The 17,876-nt window shown below is 61.9% G+C and carries 19 protein-coding genes; 7 read left to right on the forward strand and 12 right to left on the reverse strand.

The features are described from left to right. Positions 1-62: 62 nt before the first annotated feature. The 4 genes from ACIOTL_RS06310 to ACIOTL_RS06325 form a co-directional block, all read right to left on the reverse strand. A complete protein-coding gene (locus ACIOTL_RS06310; RefSeq protein ID WP_105661517.1) occupies positions 63-974 on the reverse strand; it encodes an amino acid ABC transporter permease in 912 nt (303 codons plus the stop codon). Then, positions 971-1,648 (reverse strand): amino acid ABC transporter permease, encoded by a 678-nt coding sequence (locus ACIOTL_RS06315; protein WP_105657532.1) that lies wholly within the window; start codon positions 1,646-1,648, stop codon positions 971-973. The genes ACIOTL_RS06310 and ACIOTL_RS06315 overlap by 4 nt, the downstream gene beginning before the upstream one ends. Before the next feature lie 139 nt (positions 1,649-1,787). Further along, entirely contained in the window at positions 1,788-2,618 is an 831-nt protein-coding gene (locus ACIOTL_RS06320; protein ID WP_105657531.1) for a glutamate ABC transporter substrate-binding protein, read from the reverse strand. 31 nt (positions 2,619-2,649) lie between these two features. Next, positions 2,650-3,381: an amino acid ABC transporter ATP-binding protein gene (locus ACIOTL_RS06325; RefSeq protein WP_181148852.1), complete on the reverse strand. Its 732-nt coding sequence runs from the start codon at positions 3,379-3,381 to the stop codon at positions 2,650-2,652. A gap of 177 nt (positions 3,382-3,558) precedes the next feature. Between ACIOTL_RS06325 and ACIOTL_RS06330 the strand changes: the two genes are divergently transcribed. From ACIOTL_RS06330 to ACIOTL_RS06340, 3 genes are all read left to right on the forward strand, one after another. Next, positions 3,559-4,344, forward strand: a complete 786-nt coding sequence (locus tag ACIOTL_RS06330) for a TIGR00730 family Rossman fold protein (protein ID WP_105661516.1) — start codon at positions 3,559-3,561, stop codon at positions 4,342-4,344. Positions 4,345-4,347: 3 nt separating this feature from the next. Then, positions 4,348-4,692 carry a DivIVA domain-containing protein gene (locus ACIOTL_RS06335; RefSeq protein ID WP_105657528.1) on the forward strand — a complete coding sequence of 115 codons (345 nt, stop codon included), beginning with the start codon at positions 4,348-4,350 and terminating at the stop codon, positions 4,690-4,692. A gap of 123 nt (positions 4,693-4,815) precedes the next feature. After that, entirely contained in the window at positions 4,816-4,983 is a 168-nt protein-coding gene (locus tag ACIOTL_RS06340) for a DUF3117 domain-containing protein (RefSeq protein WP_013349509.1), read from the forward strand. A gap of 96 nt (positions 4,984-5,079) precedes the next feature. Here ACIOTL_RS06340 and ACIOTL_RS06345 read toward each other — a convergent pair whose 3' ends face one another. Continuing rightward, positions 5,080-5,745 carry a class I SAM-dependent methyltransferase gene (locus ACIOTL_RS06345; RefSeq protein WP_332488629.1) on the reverse strand — a complete coding sequence of 222 codons (666 nt, stop codon included), beginning with the start codon at positions 5,743-5,745 and terminating at the stop codon, positions 5,080-5,082. Positions 5,746-5,883: 138 nt separating this feature from the next. On the opposite strand from ACIOTL_RS06345, the gene sigE reads away from it, so the two are divergent. Both sigE and ACIOTL_RS06355 read left to right on the forward strand, forming a co-directional pair. Further along, the gene (sigE, locus tag ACIOTL_RS06350) at positions 5,884-6,501 is read left to right on the forward strand and encodes an RNA polymerase sigma factor SigE (protein WP_105657526.1); all 618 of its coding nucleotides are present in this window, start codon (positions 5,884-5,886) and stop codon (positions 6,499-6,501) included. 77 nt (positions 6,502-6,578) lie between these two features. Then, the gene (locus tag ACIOTL_RS06355) at positions 6,579-6,983 is read left to right on the forward strand and encodes a sec-independent translocase (protein WP_105661515.1); all 405 of its coding nucleotides are present in this window, start codon (positions 6,579-6,581) and stop codon (positions 6,981-6,983) included. A 12-nt stretch (positions 6,984-6,995) separates the two neighbouring features. Here the strand turns inward: ACIOTL_RS06355 and ACIOTL_RS06360 are convergent, their stop codons facing one another. The 3 genes from ACIOTL_RS06360 to ACIOTL_RS06370 are packed head-to-tail and all read right to left on the reverse strand — an operon-like array spanning position 6,996 to position 10,004. After that, a complete protein-coding gene (locus ACIOTL_RS06360) occupies positions 6,996-8,099 on the reverse strand; it encodes an Mrp/NBP35 family ATP-binding protein (RefSeq protein ID WP_105661514.1) in 1,104 nt (367 codons plus the stop codon). A gap of 3 nt (positions 8,100-8,102) precedes the next feature. Continuing rightward, positions 8,103-8,711 carry a DUF1003 domain-containing protein gene (locus tag ACIOTL_RS06365; RefSeq protein ID WP_332498436.1) on the reverse strand — a complete coding sequence of 203 codons (609 nt, stop codon included), beginning with the start codon at positions 8,709-8,711 and terminating at the stop codon, positions 8,103-8,105. Between the two features lie 42 nt (positions 8,712-8,753). Further along, the gene (locus ACIOTL_RS06370) at positions 8,754-10,004 is read right to left on the reverse strand and encodes a magnesium transporter MgtE N-terminal domain-containing protein (RefSeq protein ID WP_105657522.1); all 1,251 of its coding nucleotides are present in this window, start codon (positions 10,002-10,004) and stop codon (positions 8,754-8,756) included. 132 nt (positions 10,005-10,136) lie between these two features. Here ACIOTL_RS06370 and ACIOTL_RS06375 point away from each other — a divergent pair, with 132 nt between their 5' ends. Then, positions 10,137-10,994, forward strand: coding sequence for a general stress protein (locus tag ACIOTL_RS06375; protein WP_332498434.1), 858 nt, complete (start codon positions 10,137-10,139; stop codon positions 10,992-10,994). A gap of 86 nt (positions 10,995-11,080) precedes the next feature. Here the strand turns inward: ACIOTL_RS06375 and ACIOTL_RS06380 are convergent, their stop codons facing one another. Continuing rightward, positions 11,081-12,628: an aminopeptidase P family protein gene (locus ACIOTL_RS06380; protein ID WP_400342157.1), complete on the reverse strand. Its 1,548-nt coding sequence runs from the start codon at positions 12,626-12,628 to the stop codon at positions 11,081-11,083. A 65-nt stretch (positions 12,629-12,693) separates the two neighbouring features. Between ACIOTL_RS06380 and ACIOTL_RS06385 the strand changes: the two genes are divergently transcribed. After that, the gene (locus ACIOTL_RS06385) at positions 12,694-13,539 is read left to right on the forward strand and encodes a PHP domain-containing protein (protein WP_133833698.1); all 846 of its coding nucleotides are present in this window, start codon (positions 12,694-12,696) and stop codon (positions 13,537-13,539) included. On the opposite strand, the gene ACIOTL_RS06390 is transcribed toward ACIOTL_RS06385, so the two are convergent. From ACIOTL_RS06390 to ACIOTL_RS06400, 3 genes are all read right to left on the reverse strand, one after another. Continuing rightward, positions 13,524-14,408: a site-specific DNA-methyltransferase gene (locus tag ACIOTL_RS06390; protein ID WP_105657678.1), complete on the reverse strand. Its 885-nt coding sequence runs from the start codon at positions 14,406-14,408 to the stop codon at positions 13,524-13,526. The two genes, ACIOTL_RS06385 and ACIOTL_RS06390, sit on opposite strands and share 16 nt — an antisense overlap. A 78-nt stretch (positions 14,409-14,486) precedes the next feature. After that, complete coding sequence (locus tag ACIOTL_RS06395; RefSeq protein ID WP_105657519.1) at positions 14,487-16,112, reverse strand: DEAD/DEAH box helicase; 1,626 nt, start codon at positions 16,110-16,112, stop codon at positions 14,487-14,489. Between the two features lie 264 nt (positions 16,113-16,376). Continuing rightward, positions 16,377-17,822, reverse strand: a complete 1,446-nt coding sequence (locus tag ACIOTL_RS06400; protein WP_133833700.1) for an RNB domain-containing ribonuclease — start codon at positions 17,820-17,822, stop codon at positions 16,377-16,379. Positions 17,823-17,876: the final 54 nt, after the last annotated feature.

Genomic DNA, 17,876 nt, shown 5'->3' on the forward strand with positions numbered 1-17,876 from the left:
AGAGACAAAAAATCTCCGTACCGCGCGAATCATGCGGTACGGAGATTTTTTTGTTTCAGCTGCTAGGCCTTGGGATCGGAAGGATCCTGTGGCGCTGGCACGTCGAGGCCGGCTGGGGCGCCGACTATGGCTGCGGCCGGGCCGGCCGGGGCATTCTTCTCCTTCTTCACCCGGCTGCTCAGCCGGCGCGAGACAATCACGGCAATCTTGCTCAAGGTGAAGTTGATGATGATGAAGATGGCTGCCGCCACAATCAGCGCCTGCAGGACGTTGCCGTTAGGCGAGGAGTAGGTGCGGGCGAAGAACAGCAACTCGTTGAAGCTGATGATGTAGCCCAAAGCCGAGTCCTTCAAGATCACAACGAACTGGCCGATCAACGCCGGCAGCATGGCGACCAGCGCCTGCGGAATCTCGATGTGGCGCAGCGACATGCCACGGGTCAGGCCGATCGCTATGCCTGCCTCGCGCTGTCCCTTGGGCAGATTGTGAACGCCGGAACGGACCAGCTCCGCAACGACCGAGCCGTTGTAGAAGATCAGCGCCGCGACCACGGCCCACATCGCCGTATCACCTGACAGCTGCAGGGAACGGGAGAAGAAGACGTTGAAGAACACGATCATCAGCAGCACTGGTACCGCGCGGAAGAATTCGACAATCACGGTGGAGATTCCGTTGATCAGCTTATTCTGCGCCAAGCGGCCGACACCGAAGATCAGGCCGAAGATCACCGAGCCGATGATGCCCAGGACTGCTGCCTTGGTGGTGTTCCACAAGCCCGGAAGCAGGTAGTTCTTCCAGGTGCTGCCTTCGATGAAGTCATCCCATTGCGAAGGCTGCATCTGGTCCTTGGCGGCCAGGCCGAGGACGATCCACGCCACGATGCCCAAGGCAATCAAGGCGCCGACTATGTTTACCGCCAAGATGCGGCGGCGGGCCTTTGGCCCGGGAGTATCAAAAAGAATCGACGCGCTCATCGTGCCACCGCCAGTTTCTTAGAAGCCCAAGTAGTCAACAGGCCCACCGGAATGACGATGATCACGAAGCCCACTGCGAAGGTCAAGAAGATCGGGATCACGATATCTGCGCGGAACTCAATCATGGTCTTCATGACCGAGGAGGATTCCGTGGCAACCGAACCGACCGCTGCGACGGTGGAGTTCTTGATCAAGGCGATCAAGGTGTTGCCCAAGGGGACAATCGCGCCGCGGAAGGCCTGCGGCAGAATCACCAAGCGCGCTGCGGGCAAGAAGCTCAGGCCGATGGCACGAGCAGCTTCTGCCTGTCCCAGGGGAACCGTGTTCACGCCCGAGCGGATCGCTTCGCACACGAACGCCGCGTGGTAAACCGCAAGGCCAAGGACGGCGAGGCGGAAGAAGTTTCCCTGGAAATCGCTGCTGAGCACGAATCCGAGCTGGCCGTAGAGGGCCAGCACGCAGAACAGGATGATGATGGTCAGCGGGGTATTGCGAATCAGGTTAACGTAGCTGGTGCCCAGGGCCTGGAAGCTCCCCACGGGGGAGATGCGCAGCAAGGCCAAGATGGTGCCCAGCACGAGGGCGCCTATGGCAGCCCAGAAAGTTAGTTGGATATTGACCCAGAAAGCTCCGGGAATGTCGTACTCAGTGAATATGGATAAGTAATTCTCCACTGCAAGCCTCTGTCTCGATGGCCGGAAAACCGGCCAAGCGGCTATGGGTCCGGTACCTGCATTAGCTGGTACCTGGGAAACGCAGATTGCAGATGGGGGCCAAACACGCTGCGTTTGGCCCCCATCGCATCAGATGCTGCTAGGCGCAGGAATCCGAAAGGGTTGGCGGGTTGGTTTCAGCGTTCGGCTTGTAACCGGTGCCTTCGGTGTTCTTGTCCAGGGCCTTCTGCCACTCGCCGGACTCGATCATCTTGGTGATTGCCGCATTGATGTCGCCGCACTTGTCGGTGCCATCAGGCAGGCCCACGCCGTAGTTCTCTTCGGTGAATGGCGCGCCGACAACCTTGAACTTGCCCTTGTAGGCAGGCTGCGCAGCCAGGCCGGCAAGGATGATGTCATCGGTGGTAACCGCGTCAATGGTGCCGCCACTCATCTGGGTGGTGCACTCTGCATAGCCCGGAAGTTCCTGCAGGTTGGTGTTCTGGGCGTAGTTGTCCTTGACCTTCTGGGCCGAGGTGGAACCGGTGACCGAGCACAGGTTCTTGCCATCGAGGTCTTCTGGGCCGGCGATATCCGAGTCGGATGGAACCAGCAGGTCCTGGCCGGCGACAAAGTATGGACCAGCGAAGTCGACAACCTTGTTGCGCTCATCGGTGATCGAGTAGGTTGCGAAGATCATGTCAACCTGGTTGTTCTGCAGCATGGTCTCGCGGTTGGCCGACGGTGCCGAAATGAATTCGATCTTATCCTCGGTGTAGCCCAGTTCGCTGGCTACGTACTTGGCGACGTCAACGTCGAAACCGGTGTAGTTATCGCCGTCCTTGAAGCCGAGTCCCGGCTGGTCGTACTTGATGCCGATGCGGATCTTGTCGCCGTCGGCTTCGCTGTCGCCGGAGCCGCCACATGAAGTCAGGGCCAGGGCTGCGACGGCGGCCATTGCGGCTACAGTGCCGAAACGAGTCTTGCGCATTGTTCCTCCTATTGGATGCGTGATGATGAAATTAGTGGTTGGTGATCAACTTGCCAAGGAAATCCTTGGCACGGTCGGATTTGGGATTGGTGAAGAATTCCTCAGGAGTGGCCTGCTCGACGATCTGGCCGTCGGCCATGAAGATCACGCGGTCCGCCGCCTTGCGGGCGAAGCCCATCTCGTGGGTGACCACGAGCATGGTCATGCCTTCCTTGGCAAGACCCACCATGGTGTCCAGGACCTCGTTGATCATTTCCGGGTCCAGGGCACTGGTTGGCTCGTCGAAAAGCATCACCTTCGGCTTCATGGCCAGTGCGCGGGCGATCGCCACACGCTGCTGCTGGCCGCCAGAAAGCTGTGCGGGCAGTTTGCCGGCCTGATTGGCCACGCCCACACGCTCCAGCAGCTGCATCGCCAATTTCTTGGCCTCATCCTTCTTCATGCCCTTGACCTTCATCGGACCGAGGGTCACGTTCTCCAAGATCGACTTGTGGGCAAAGAGGTTGAAGGACTGGAAGACCATGCCGACATCGGCCCGGAGATTGGCCAGTGCCTTGCCCTCTTCGGGAAGGGTCTTGCCATCAATCTTGATGGTGCCTTCGTCGATGGTTTCCAGTCGGTTGATGGCGCGGCACAGCGTGGACTTGCCCGAGCCCGACGGGCCGAGGATCACAACGACCTCGCCCTTGGTCACTTCGAGATTGATGCCGTTGAGCACATGCAGCGCACCGTAGTGCTTATTGACCCCAGTCAGCTGGACGATAGGGCCTTCAGAAGAAGCTTGAGCCTGATGATCGCTTTTCATGTTGTAGACATTACTTGATGTGACGGCGACTACGCGACCCGTCGACCATGTCACACCTAGTTGTTATCAAACTGTTCTCCAATCCGCGGTAGGTCACATCCGAAGATGCGCAGGAGTAACCGATAGAGTGAAGCTATGGTTCATCAGCGTAAGAGTGAAGAAAATGCCCGGGTCGGGCAAAAGCGCCACATCGAAGCGAGCTGGCCAGGAAAGCAACCGGAAGATCAGCTTGACCACCATCTTCTGGAAAGCCCGCAGGTCGATGTCACGCATAGCGACGTGTGGCGCGTGTTGCGAATCCAATCGGAATTCGTCTCCGGCTTTGGAAATATGGCCGGCACCGGTCCTGCCATCGCGGTTTTCGGTTCCGCGCGCACGGATCCAGGCAGCCCGTACTATGCGATGGCCCAGCGTGTCGGCAGCCGCTTGGCCGAGGAAGGCATCACTACCATCACCGGTGGCGGCCCCGGCGCCATGGAAGCGGCCAACAAGGGAGCTGCTGACAAGGACGGCGTTTCCGTAGGCCTAGGCATTGAGCTGCCTTTTGAAACCGGACTGAATGCCTGGGTCAACAAGGGCCTGAACTTCCGCTACTTCTTCGTGCGCAAGACGATGTTCGTGAAGTACTCGCAGGGCTTCATCGTGCTCCCCGGGGGTTTTGGCACCCTGGACGAACTGTTCGAAGCATTGACCTTGGTCCAGACCAAGAAGATCACCAGCTTCCCGATTGTGCTTGTGGGCACCGAATACTGGGGCGGCCTGGTGGACTGGATGACCAAGACGCTCGTTGCTGAAGGCACCATTTCGCCCGGTGATCTGGACTTGTTCACTATCACCGATGATCCTGATGAAGCGGTGGATCTGGTGCTGCGTGCGCATAAAGAAAACCTGAAGGTCGGCGACCTGGCGAAGGGGCAGTAGGCGATGCCGTTCCTCCTTGTTGCCATCGCAGTATTGCTGGTGGGTGCTGTTGCGCTGCTGCTGTCCAGCCAGCGGAAGAATGTACCGGCAGGTCGCCACTTCGAATCCACTGGGGAGCCCATCACGGGATTGGTAGAGCACCAGGCTTCGTTGCCGCCGGTGCTGCTGGCCAAGAATCCGCGCGCTGAAGATGTGGAGAAAGTTCGCTTCTCCTTGGGCTTGCGCGGTTACCGCTGCGACCAGGTGGATGAGGTGCTCGATGTCCTCGCGGCAGAAATTACCGAGCTGGAGAATACGGTTCGTGACCTTGAGTCACGGCGTGTGATTAGCGACACGGGCGAAAATTAGTAATAATAAAAGATAAGTGTCCCAACTCAGCAGGGAATCCTTGCTGAGGATGGACTAGGCATTCGGTTGTATGCACGGCAAGCGCCAGTGCATGCGTTAGCCACAGACGAAGGGAACAGCTTAATGGCTGCTATGAAGCCACGCACCGGTGATGGACCAATGGAAGTCGCTAAGGAAGGCCGCAGCCTCATCTTGCGCCTGCCAATCGACGGAGGCGGACGACTGGTAGTCGAGTTGAACAACGACGAGGCAACCGAATTGCGTGAGTGCCTGCTCAAGGTAACTGAGTAAGCTTGCCCAAGTTCTAGCTTTGGCCGCACGGGTTGCTCGTGCGGCAATCGAGGACCGACAGAAATGTCGGTCCTTAGTCTTTCCCGAAATCAGCGGCTAGAGGCGGGTCGCGGCCTTGGCAGGAAGGACAGTGGCCACAAACAGGCCCTGCTCGGTAGGGAACAGGTGGGTCTGCAAGCGCGGGTCCTCGCGCAGCATGCGCAGCGCATCTCGGGTCGTGACGGTGGAGGGGCGGCGAACCGCGGGCTTGGCTAGGCGGTGCTCGTCGTAGGCGTTGTTCACTATGATCACTCCGCCGATTCCGACCAGCCGCTTGGCCTCGGCCACGTACTCGAGCAGCAGCTCAGCGCCGGCGTCGATGAGTACCAGGTCGTAGGCGTGGTCGGCCAAGCGCGAGAGCACGTTCTCTGCGCGCTCGTTGATAATGCGGGCGCGGGCCGTCGGGATGCCTGAATCGCGCAGGCCCTGGCGCATCGCGTTGGCGTGCTCCAGATCCGATTCAATCGCGGTCAACGTCATGGCGTTGCCCATGACCTCGAGCATCGCCAGCGATGCGACACCCACACCGGATCCGATCTCCACGATATTGCGCGGCTGGCGCAGGGTGCAGAGCATCTGCAGCATCGAGCGGCCGGCCTGATCGATGCAACGCACGCCCAGGTCTTCCGCACGTTCGCGAACCGGGGCGACATGCTCTGGTTCGTTGACGTGGTTCTGGGTATAGGTCCAGCTCGCGAAGAGTTCTGGATTCATCGATGGCATCGGCGGAGGTCCTCAAGGGTTGAATTGGCGGGGCCAGTTCCCATCGTACCTACGTCGTTACCTGAAGTTGTTGAACTTGGAGGTTCTCGCGCAGGGTATTCTTAGCTTCAGCTCAGCTTCCCATTTCATACTTGGAGTGTGAACAATGCACGAAGTGAAACAGTTTCTTCTACGGTGACTGCCGAAACCACGACTCCGACATGGGATCAGATGGTCCAAGAACATGGGCAACGGGTCTTCCGTTTGTCCTACCGTTTGACTGGTAACCGCCAAGATGCCGAGGACCTCTCGCAGGAGGCATTCGTTCGCGCATTCAAAGCCTTGGAAAATTACACCCCCGGAACCATGGGCGGGTGGCTGCACCGCATTACCACCAACCTGTTCCTGGACCAGGCTCGGCGCAAGAGCAAGATCCGCTTCGACCGTTTCGCCGAGGGATCCGAAGACCGGATGCCCGGTACCGCGGTAACCCCGGAACGCTATTTCGAATTCAACAACTTGGATGTCGACGTGCAAGAAGCCCTGCGTGCGTTGTCGCCGGAGTTCCGTGCCGCTATTGTCCTGTGCGATATGGAAGGCTTCTCCTACGAGGAAGTCTCACGCATCCTGGATGTCAAGCTCGGGACCGTGCGTTCTCGCATCCACCGTGGCCGCGCCATGCTTCGTGATGCGCTCGCTCACCGCAATCCAGCCAACCGCCCTGCAAAGACCATGTCGTTGCCGCGCATCCCGCGAGGCTTGCGCGCCGCCAGCTAACCCCGTTCATCGCGTGTTCACCGTTGGCGTGGCGCGGTGACTTCGTTAGTGGCACTGGAACAAGGTAATCTTCTTACGTGGATCTTTTTGGTATTAATGGTGGCGAGTTTATCGTTCTCGCCGTGCTGGCGGTCGTTATTCTGGGCCCCGAAAAGCTTCCTGAGTACGCCAAAAAGCTAGCGAACCTGGTCAAGGAAGTGCGGCGCATGGCCAATGGCGCCAAGGAGCAGCTGCGCGAGGAAGTAGGCGACGAGGTTGCCGACATCGACTGGAAGAAGCTGGACCCGCGCCAGTATGATCCACGTCGAATCATCAAGGAGGCGCTTGTCGATGAATTCGACGACGCCGTGAATGCCGCAAAGGGTTCTCCAGCCAAGACCGTGGCCCCAGCACCGGTGCGCACCGCGGTCCCTTCGGCTACCGCGCAGCAGCTGCAGCTGGGCGCCAACGAATCGGCCCCCTTCGACTCAGAAGCCACCTAGGCCCAGAAGTCCTCAGAAAGACATCGGCAGCGATCGCCCGGCAAGCCCGCGCGGTCGCTGTTCCAATTTCCCGGCCAATTCACGCATCGCTGCCGCGGCCGGTGCCCCCGGGGTGCTGAGCACTACCGGCTGGCCCTGATCCGAACCCACGCGTACGGACTCTTCCAGCGGAATCTGGGCCAGCATCCCAACAGGGTAGCCCAGCTGCTGGCTCAGCGATTCGCTGAGCTTGGCACCGCCACCGGAACCGAAGACCTCCATGCGCGACCCGTCGGGCAGCTGCAGGAAGCTCATGTTCTCAACCACCCCGATCACCTTCTGATGGGTCTGCAAGGCGATGGTGCCGGCGCGTTCGGCAACCTCGGTAGCCGTGGACTGCGGAGTCGTGACCACCAGCAGCTCGCTATTGGGCAGCAGCTGGGACACGGAGATGGCCATGTCCCCGGTGCCTGGCGGCAGGTCCAGCAACAAGTAGTCCAGGTCCCCGAAGTAGACATCCGAGAGGAACTGCTCCAGGGCCCGATGCAGCATCGGGCCGCGCCAGATCACCGGCTGGTTGGAATCCAGGAACATGCCAATGGAAATGACCTTCACTCCGTGCGCCACCGGCGGCAGGATCATGTCATCAACCCGGGTGGGGTTCTGCGAAATACCCATCAGCGAGGGAATGGAGAAACCATGGACATCGGCGTCGATCAGGCCGACCTTCAAGCCCTGGGAGGCTAGCTGGCAGGCCAGATTCGCGGTAATCGACGACTTGCCCACGCCGCCCTTGCCGCTGGCCACAGCGATCACCCGGGTCAGGGAAGCAGGATCGGAGAACGGGGTGCGGCGGCTGGCCAGTGACTCGCGCAGCTCCGCGCGCTGCTGCGGATCCATGACGCCCAGGCTCACCTCAACGCGCTGCACCGCTGCTACGGTCAGCAGGGCCGCGGTGGCCTCTTCCTCGATGGTGGAGCGCATCGGGCAACCGGCGATGGTCAGCAAGATCTTGACCTTGGCGGTGCCATCGGCCAGGACAGCTGATTCCACCATGCCCAATTCGGTGATCGGCCGGCGAAGCTCCGGGTCGTTGACCTTTGCGAGGGCGGCTAGGAGTTCTGGCGTGGTGCTCAATGCTTATTTGCTCTTCCGGTACTGGCCCTGCTGGGGCTTGACGGTTTCGATCATCCCGGTTTGCGGGTGCGAATTCTTATTGCCGCCCTTTTTCTTCGCGCGCAGGTGCAGCTCTTCGCCATCAGAGGTTTCCAGCAGCTCTTCAAGCACATTGCGCAGTTCGGAACGCACGTAGTCGCGGGTGGCAACATCGCGCAGTGCCAAGCGCAGGGAAGCCAGCTCGCGGGTCAGGTACTCGGTGTCGTACAGATTGCGTTCAGCACGGGCGCGGTCCTCGGTCAGCGAGACGCGGTCGCGGTCATCCTGGCGGTTCTGCGCCAGCAGGAGCAGCGGAGCCGCGTAGGAGGCCTGCAAGGAGAGCATCAAGGTCAGCGCGGTGAAGCCGATGGTGGCATCGTCAAAACGCCAATTGATCGGGGCGACCGAGTTCCAGATCAGCCAGAAGGCGCAGAACACCGTCATGTACAGCAGGAAGGTCGGGGTGCCCATGAAGCGGGCGAACTTCTCCGTGGCCGAACCAAAGAGGTCGGGGTTCGGGGAGAACCGGGGCCAGAAGCGTTGTCGTGCTGCAAGCGGGGTATCCAGGCCGTTACTCTTGCGCTGCTCAGCCATAGCTGGAACTCCTTTGCTGCTGATGGGTGGGTGGGGCGTTGGCTAGTCTTGGGAACGCCAGTCATCCGGGAGGATGTGGTCCAGCACGTCATCCACGGTGATGGCCCCTACAAGCCGGCCTTCCTTGTTGGTCACGCCTACGCTGGTGAGGTTGTAGGTGGCCAAATGGCGAACCACTTCGGTGATATTGGCCAGATCCGACATGGGCTCCAGCTCCGTATCAAGGATATCGCCCAGCGGCTCCGGGGGAGCGGCACGCAGCAGCGCCTGGATGTGGACTTGGCCCAGGTAGCGTCCCGTGGGCGTCTCCAGCGGCGGGCGCACCACATATACGGTCGAAGCAAGCGCCGGGCTCAATTCCTCCAGGCGCACCGAGGCCAGGGCTTCAGCGACCGTGGATTCAGGGGTGAGAATCACCGGAACCGGGGTCATGATCGACCCGGCGGTACCTTCCGGGTAGGCGAGCAAGCGGCGGACATCCTTGGCCTCTTCCTCGTTCATCAGATCCAGCAGCTGGTGCTTGGTCTCTTCGCTGACTTCAGCCAGAAGGTCGGCCGCGTCATCCGGGTCCATTTCCTCAAGCACGTCCGCGGCACGTTCCAGGCCCAGGGCGGAAAGGATCTCCACCTGCTCGCGGTCCGGAAGTTCCTGGAGCACGTCGGCCAGGCGCTCATCTTGCAGATGGGCCGCGATTTCCAGGCGGCGCTTCTCATTCATTTCATGCAGGGCGTCAGCAAAGTCGGCAGGCTTCATCTCATCGTGGGCGGCCACGAAGGTGTCAGCGGACTGCGGTTCATTCTTCGAACCGTGGCTGACCTCGTCCCAGGAGACCAGCACCTTGTTGCGGCGGCGCGAACGCAGTCCCAGCAAATTGGCCGTCGGTTCTCCACGCTGGACATAGTATTCGTTGATTTCCCAGTCCCCGCGACGGGTCTGCGCCAAACCGATGTCCTCGATGACACCGCGACCGGAACCATCAACGAAGGTGATGGTGCGGTCGAACATTTCGGCGACAACCAGAATTTCCTGGCCGCGCTGCTGGAAGCGGCGCATGTTCACCAGGCCGTTGCAGATCACCTGGTTGGCTTCCATGGACTGGATGCGGGTCATCGGAACGAACACCCGCCGTTTGCCGGGGACCTCGACGACCAAGCCCACGCAGGCGGCGGGTTTCTTGGGGCCGCGGGAGACCACCACGACATCGCGCAAGCGGCCTAAGCGGTCGCCCAAGGGGTCAAAGACATCAAGCCCGAGCAGCCGGGCGACGAAGATTTTAGACACTTGTGCGCTCACCCTCCTAGACTATCGCGTTTCAGCCCCGTTCCCGGTGTGCAAAGCCACAGGGCCAGTGCTGTTTCTTTCACCCTCAGCGATAGTTGCTTCACAACTAGGCAGGCTCACAGTAAACCTGTGCACAATATAGTTATGACCTCGCCTCATGGAGTAAATTCGATTAGCACCAGCGGCCTGCCGCGCGGAGAACTGCTTGGACGTTACACCAGCTATCTCGACGCGCAGAAGCTCGTGGATTACCTGGCCGATAATGATTTCCCGGTCGCCGCGGTAAGCATCGTCGGCAATGACGTACGCACCGTGGAGCGAGTCACCGCGAAACTTTCCTACCCGCGCGTGGCGCTGGCTGGCGCGGCCCAGGGCGGCATGATGGGCCTGTTTGTCGGCCTGCTCCTGACCCTCTTCGGCGGTGGCGGCAACGGGCTGTACCAGATTCTCTCCGCCATCGGCCTGGGCATGGCTATTTGGATGATCGCCGGCGTGATCAGCTATTCGACGCGTCGCGGCAAGCGCGATTTCGCGTCCTCCAGCCAGTTCGTGGCCACCAGCTTTGACGTGGTGGTGGATTTCGAGCATGCGCAGTCGGCCCGCATCCTGGCCTCCAAGCTGCCCATGCGTCCGCAGCAGGCACCTGCGCAACCAGTTGCCCAAGCCCCGCAGCAGCAGCCTGCCGCAGCTGCCGCACCGTCGGCCCAGGCGGCCGCCGCAGTACCGGCCACGCCTGCGCAGCCGGCCGCCGAGGAAGAGCGCAGCTCGCAGTTCCCCGACCTGCCCGATGGGCGTCCCCGCTATGGCGTCCGCGTCAACGAAGCCAAGCCAGCTGCGCCAGTTGCGCCGGTCGAGCAGCCAGCCAAGGACGAAGCGCAAGCACCGGCCGCCGAGGCCAAGGACACGCAGGACCTGTCGCAGGTAGAGCCGCGAGTGGATACTTCGCAGCAGCCTCAGGCCCCGGTCCAGGAACCAGCGCCTCGCAAGGATCCTGAAGCATAGGGACCAGCTAGGCCAAAGAAAGGCATGGGCGCAGTTACCTCGGTAACTGCGCCCATGCCTTTCGCTGGTTAACGCTGCGGGACGAATTAGCCGCGCAACTTAGCCATCCACGCTTCAACTTCCTCAGGCTTGCGTGGCAGGGCAACGCTCAAGTTCTCGGCGCCATCGGCGGTGACCAGGATGTCATCCTCGATGCGCACGCCCAGGCCGCGGTACTCCTCGGGGATCGCCAGATCCTCGTCCTTGAAGTAGAGTCCGGGCTCGATGGTGAAGACCATGCCCTCCTCCAGCTCGGCATCCAGGTACAGCTCGGCGCGTGCCTGGGCGCAGTCGTGCACGTCCAGACCGAGATGGTGGCTGGTGCCATGCGGCATCCAGCGGCGGTGATGCTGCCCCTCTGGATCCATGGCTTCTTCCACAGATACCGGCAAGATGCCCCACTCGGAGAGCCGCTCAGCCAAAACGCGGGTAGCCACCAGATGCAGGTCGCGGAACTTCAGGCCCGGCTTGGCCGCAGCGAAGGCGGCATCGGCGGCATCCAGCACGGCCTGGTAGACCTTGCGCTGCACCTCGGTGTACTTGCCGGACACCGGCAGCGAGCGGGTGATGTCTGCGGTGTACAGGGATTCGGCCTCGACACCTGCATCCAGCAGCAGCACCTCGCCCTGCTTGACGGTTCCGGTGTTGCGGATCCAGTGCAAGATGGTGGCGTTGTTGCCCGAGGCGGCGATGGTGTCGTAGCCCAGCTCGTTGCCTTCAAGCCGGGCGCGGGCGAAGAACGCGCCTTCGACAACGCGTTCGCCGCGTTCGTGCGCGACGGCCTTGTCCACGTTGCGCACCACGTCTTCGAAGCCGTTGATGGTCGCGGCAACCGACTTGCGCAGTTCGGCGATTTCGTACGCGTCCTTGACCAGGCGAAGCTCGGAAACGAACTCGGCCAGCTCGGTATCCAGGGCATCGCTGGCTTCCAGGTCCTGGCCGGTGTTGATGCGCGAGGTATCCACCAGCGCCTCGATGTTCAGATCCACCTCGCGCACCAGACGGATGCGGATGCCGCCCAGGGCCTGCGGGCCGGAATTCTTGGTGATCGCGATTTCCAGCTGTTCCAACGAATCGGTGGGCATCCCGGTGCGCGCCGACAGCGAGGACAGGGTTGGGCGCGGGCCCACCCAGAATTCGCCGGAACGCGAATTCAAATAGAAATCGGTGGTGTCGCGGCCGGCCATCGGCGCGAAATACAGGGTGGAAACGTGGTTGGAGCCGTGCTCGCCCACGCCGTCATCGGTCGGTTCCATGACCAGTACGGCATCGGGCTCGTGGTCGACGCCCAGGCCGGTCAGGTGGGCGAACGCAGAATGAGGGCGGAAACGGTAGTCCGTGTCGTTGGAGCGGACCTTGAGCGGGCCTGCCGGAATGACGATGCGCTCACCGGGGAAATTCTCCGAGAGCTTGGCACGGCGAGCGGCTGCGTAGCTGGCAGCGGCATCTTGTTCTGGCAGATCAGAAGTGTCTTGCGCCCACGAGGAGGCCATGAAGTCCTGGAATGCCTTGGACGTTGGACGCTGGGAACGGTTGTTCACGCGGTCTTCCAACGGCTGATCAGTGCTTGGTGCAGATGAATCTTGATTGGTCATGTTCCAAGTGTGTCACCATCAGCTGTATCCCAGCAAAGAATCAGCGCAGGGGATAACCTAGGCATATGCGAATCGACCTGCACACCCACTCCAATGTGTCCGACGGAACTGAAACTCCGGCCGAGCTCATGCGCGCCGCTTCGGTTGCGGGCCTGGATGTCGTGGCGTTGACAGATCATGACCAGACCACCGGTTGGGCCGAAGCCGCGGCGCAAGCCGGGAAGCTGGGACTGGGATTCATACCGGGCATGGAAATCACCTGCCAGGATACCCACGGCATCAGCGTGCATCTGCTCAGCTACCTGCATGACCCCACCTACCAGCCGCTGCTCGATGAGCTGGATATTGCGCTGAACTCGCGGATCGTTCGTGCCCGCCGCATTGTCGACCTGCTGGCCGAGGACTATCCGATCAGCTGGGATCTGGTGGGGGAGCATTGCCTGCCGGGTTCAACCGTGGGCCGCCCGCATATTGCCGATGCGCTGGTGACTGCGGGGGTGGTGGATAACCGCAATGAAGCGTTCGCCAACATCCTCTCCTCGCGTTCGCGCTACTACGTTTCGCATCCAGCGGTGAATCCTGCCACTGCGGTGCAATTGGTGCGGGAAGCCGGTGGCGTTCCGGTGTTCGCGCATCCCAAGGCCTCTGCGCGCGGACGGGTAGTTCCCGATTCCACCTTCTACGAGATGATCGATGCCGGGCTAGCGGGGGTCGAAGCGCACCACCGGGACAATACCGCCGAGGGGAAGGCCTGGTTGCTCAAGCTGGCCGCCGATCGCGATCTGATTGTCACCGGATCTTCCGACTACCACGGCACCGGAAAGCTGAACCGGCTCGGCGAGAATCTCACCGAGCCGGAAATGCTGCATAGGATTATTGCCCAGGGGACCGGAACTCAGGCCTCGATATAGCTGGTGCTTCCAGGCAAACGAGCCTTCATCACCTCGATGGCCTCGGGGTTCTGGTCAATCAGCACATATTGGCGTCCCAGCTTCGCGGACACCGCACCGGTGGTGCCTGAGCCGGCAAAGAAGTCCAGCACCCAGTCGCCGGGGCGCGACGACGCGGCCACAATCCGGCGCAGCACGCCTTCGGGCTTCTGCGTCGGGTAGCCGGTCTTTTCCTTGCCGGTCGGCGAGACGATGGTGTGCCACCAGACATCGGTCGGCAACTTGCCCAGGGCGCGCTTCTCCGGGGTGACCAGGCCGGGAGCCATATACGGCTCGCGGTCCACCTCAGCCGAATCGAAGTGGTACTTCTTCGGATCCTTCACGTAGACCAGGATGGTGTCGTGCTTGGCCGGCCAGCGGCTCTTGGCGCGGGCACCATAGTCGTAGGCCCAGATCAGTTCGTTCAGGAAGCAGTCCCGGCCGAAAATCCCATCGAGCAGCACCTTCACGTAGTGCACCTCGCGGTAATCGAGGTGCACATAGAGCGTGCCGTCCTCGGCCAGCAGGCGGTGGGCCTCGCGTAGCCGCGGCTCGATGAAGCTGAGGTAGTCGTCGAAGGTATCGTGATACGAACGGGCGATCCCCAGCTCGGTGTTGTACTCGCGTCCCTTGAATCCGGTGCGGTCGCCTTCGCCTTCGGCAGCGCGAACCATGGTGCGCTGGGCACGGGTCTGCTTGCGCCCGGTGTTGAACGGCGGGTCCACATAGATCAAGGTGAAGCTTTGATCGGGCAGGGTGCCAAGGATGGAGAGGTTATCACCGTGATACACGGTATTACCCGAGGCTGGAACGACGGACGCCGGGGCATCCTGCGTTCCAGCGTCGGGCAAAGCTGGTTCTTCGGGTAGAGCGAGCACCGCTGGTGTGGGTTCCTTTCGGAAAAGTTGGCTGACCGGTTGGACTGGGGATTAGTCCTGGCCGCCTGCTTCGGTGCTGCGGGTGCGGCGGCGCGGACGGCGTCGGCGGGCAGCGGATGCGCCCTCGGTCGCCTCCTGCTCCCCGCCGGAAGCATGGGTTTCGCGGTGGCGCTCGTTTTCGCGTGCCGGACGGTCCTGTTTGCCCTTGGAGTGGCCGTGGCGTGCGCCCTCCTGCTCGGCGCCGGAGTCCTGCGCACCGCGCTGCTGGGTCTGCTCGCCGTTCACGGTGCGGGTGCGGGTACGCGAATTGCTGCGGCGGCGCGGGGTGCGCGCCGAATCCTCGCGGCGTGGCGAGCCATCGCCCTCAGCTGCCGCGGTCTTCTTGGCACGCTGCAAGCGGCCCTTGGTGCCCTTGGGGATTCCCAAGTCGGCGAAGAAATGCGGCGAGGACGAGTAGGTCTCTACCGGCTCGGGAACGTTCAGGCCCAGCGCCTTGTTGATCAGCGACCAGCGGGGCACCGAATCCCAGTCCACGAAGGTGACCGCGATACCGGTGTTGCCGGCACGGCCGGTACGGCCTACGCGGTGCAGATAGGTGTTCTCATCATCCGGGCACTGCAGGTTGACCACGTGGGTGACGTCATCCACGTCGATGCCGCGGGCCGCGACATCGGTAGCTACCAGGATGTCGACCTTGCCGGCGCGGAAGGCCTTCAAGGCCTGCTCGCGGGCGCCCTGGCCCAGATCGCCGTGCAGCGAACCGGCGTTGAAGCCGCGGTCCACCAGCTCATCGGACAGCTTGGCAGCCGAGCGCTTGGTCTGGGTGAAGATGATGGTCTTGCCGCGGCCTTCGGCCTGCAGCAGGCGGGCCACCATCTCGTCCTTGTCCATGTTGTGCGCGCGGTAGACCAGCTGGCGGATGTTGCGCTTGGTCAGCGAGTCATCATCACCGGGATCCTGGGCGCGGATGTGGGTGGGACGGGTCATGTAGCGGCGGGCCATGGTGATCACGGCGCCGGGCATGGTGGCCGAGAACAGCATCGCCTGGCGTACCGGCGGCAACGCGGCCAGAATGCGCTCGACATCGGGCAGGAAGCCCAGGTCCAGCATCTCGTCGGCCTCGTCCAGTACCACGGTGCGAACCTGCTTGAGGTTCAGCACGCGCTGGCGGTTCAGGTCGATCAAGCGGCCCGGGGTGCCGACAATCACGTCGGTGCCGGCCTTCAGGGCATTGATCTGCTCTTCGTAGGGACGGCCGCCGTAGATGGTGGTGATCGAGATGTTCGAGTGCTTCGATGCCTGGGCCAGGTCGGCGCCGACCTGGATGGCCAGCTCGCGGGTCGGGGCCACGATCAGTGCCTGCGGGGCACCGGGGAATTCAAGATCCCCGTAGCCCTTGTCGCCTTCGCGGATCACGCGCTGCAGGGCAGGGATGCCAAAGCCCAGGGTCTTGCCGGTGCCGGTCTTGGCCTGGCCGATGATGTCGTTGCCGCCCAGGGCAACTGGCAGGGTCAGGGCCTGGATGGGGAACGGGTACTCGATCCCGGCTTCCGAAAGCGAAGCAACGATGTCTTCGCGAACCTTCAAATCGGCAAAGCTCTGCTTGATCGGCTCTGCGATGGTTGGCTCATTGTCTTGTGGTTCGGCCACTGGGGCCGAAAGCGTCGTGTCAGTCACGATGTCTTTGTTCTCGTTTCATGTGGGCACGGTACCTGCTCCATTCCGGCTTGCAACAAGCCAGGAGCATGCGGATACCGCACGAATCCAGCGGAGCCGATCGCTACTTTCACGTTAGGTGGCTTGGTCAAGCACCTGCGGGATGGCGGCCGCTGGGAAGTCGCCATAAAACTGTTTCATCTATCAGCCCATTGCGATCGGGCATCCTATTTACTAATAGGCCTAGCATAGCCGGTTTTGCCCGGAAACCCGGGTTTAGGAGTCTCAGGCCACGATTTCGAAGCTGATCTTGCGGGCCACGGGATCAGCTTGGACCAGCTTTACGCGCACCAAGGTGCCCGGCTGGGCGGAACCGGAAAACTCTCCGGTGACCGGTTCATCGGCCAGCTGCAGCACTCCGGGACGAATCTTTCCATCTTCCTTTTGCTCGGCTGACTTCAGCACGATGGCTTGGAATTCTCCCCCGACACGTGTTTTGAGCACATAGGCTTCGAGCAGGTCGACGGCAGCATTGTTCACCCGGTTGGCGGCAATGCTGCTGGTACGCATCAGCCCGGGCAGCTCTTCCAGGGCCGAGGCGAGCTGCTCGGGGATCGGTTGGCCGGTGGAAAGCAGGTGGCAGGTGAGCAGCACGAAGCGGTCCACGAGCCGGCGCAGCGGCGCGGTGGTGTGCGCGTAGGGTGCCGCCAGTGCCGCTTGGATCAGTTCCTCTTCGGGCTGCCCGGCTATGACCCGGTAGTCCGCACCGCGGAACAGCGCAGCGGCACGATGCATGATCACCAGTTGCTTCGGGTCGCTGACATCCAATGCATGCAGGTACTGCCCATAGCTTTGCGTTGCGTCCCACGGCGTGCCCAGCAACTGGGTCTGGGTGCGGAATTCCTGCTGGTCCGCTTCATCCGGTGCGGGCATGGTGCGCAGGATGCCCACACCGGCCTCGAGCATGATGCGGGCTGCGGCTATGCCGGTGAGCAGGGAAATCTGCGCGTTGTGCCCTTCCAGGGGCAGCGGGGTGCGGCTGACCAGCTTGTAGCCGTCGCCTGCTTCTTCAATTTCCTGGTCCGGCAGGTTCAATGAGGCGCCGCCGCGCAGTTGCTCCTGCAGCAGGCGCGCAGCACCGATTTCGGCGAGCAATTCCAGCTGCTCATCGGGTTCCCCCGAATCCAGCCGGGCCTGGGCGGAGGCGTAGTCGAGCTGGGCGCGGGAACGGATGCGCGCGCGGTTCAGCTGGACCTCGCCCAGGGCGCCATCGGCATCCAGGGAAATTTTCCAGTGGAAGGCCGGCCGGTCCTGGTCTGGCAGCAGCGAGCCCTGGTCTTCGGAAATCAGGGGCGGGTGCAAGGTGATCTTGCGGTGCGGCAGGTAATAGGTCTGACCGCGTTGGCGGGCCACCTGGTCCAGCTGGCTGCCCAAGGTCACGAACGCGGGAACGTCCGCGATCGCATAGTGCACGGTATAGCCCTGGCCGTTTCGTTCAAGGAACATCGCCTGGTCGAGATCGGTGGCGCCGAGCGGGTCAATGGTGAAGAACGGGATGCCGGTGGCGTCTTCTTCGGGGTGCTGGACCTGGGCTACCGCCAGTTCCGCGGCTTTCAGGGTTTGCTCGTCGAAGGGTGCCGGTACCTCGAACTCTGCTTCAAGGCCGAGCAGTAGCTGGGCCAGCGAGTTGGCGGGAACCGGGCGGGGGCTGCGGATTCTTCGTTCAGTCACCCCTTAGCAATACCATGACTCGGTGAGTCAAATCACCATTTGGGCGAAGAAATA

Source organism: Glutamicibacter sp. NPDC087673 (genome assembly GCF_044743255.1).
GTDB lineage: Bacteria > Actinomycetota > Actinomycetes > Actinomycetales > Micrococcaceae > Glutamicibacter.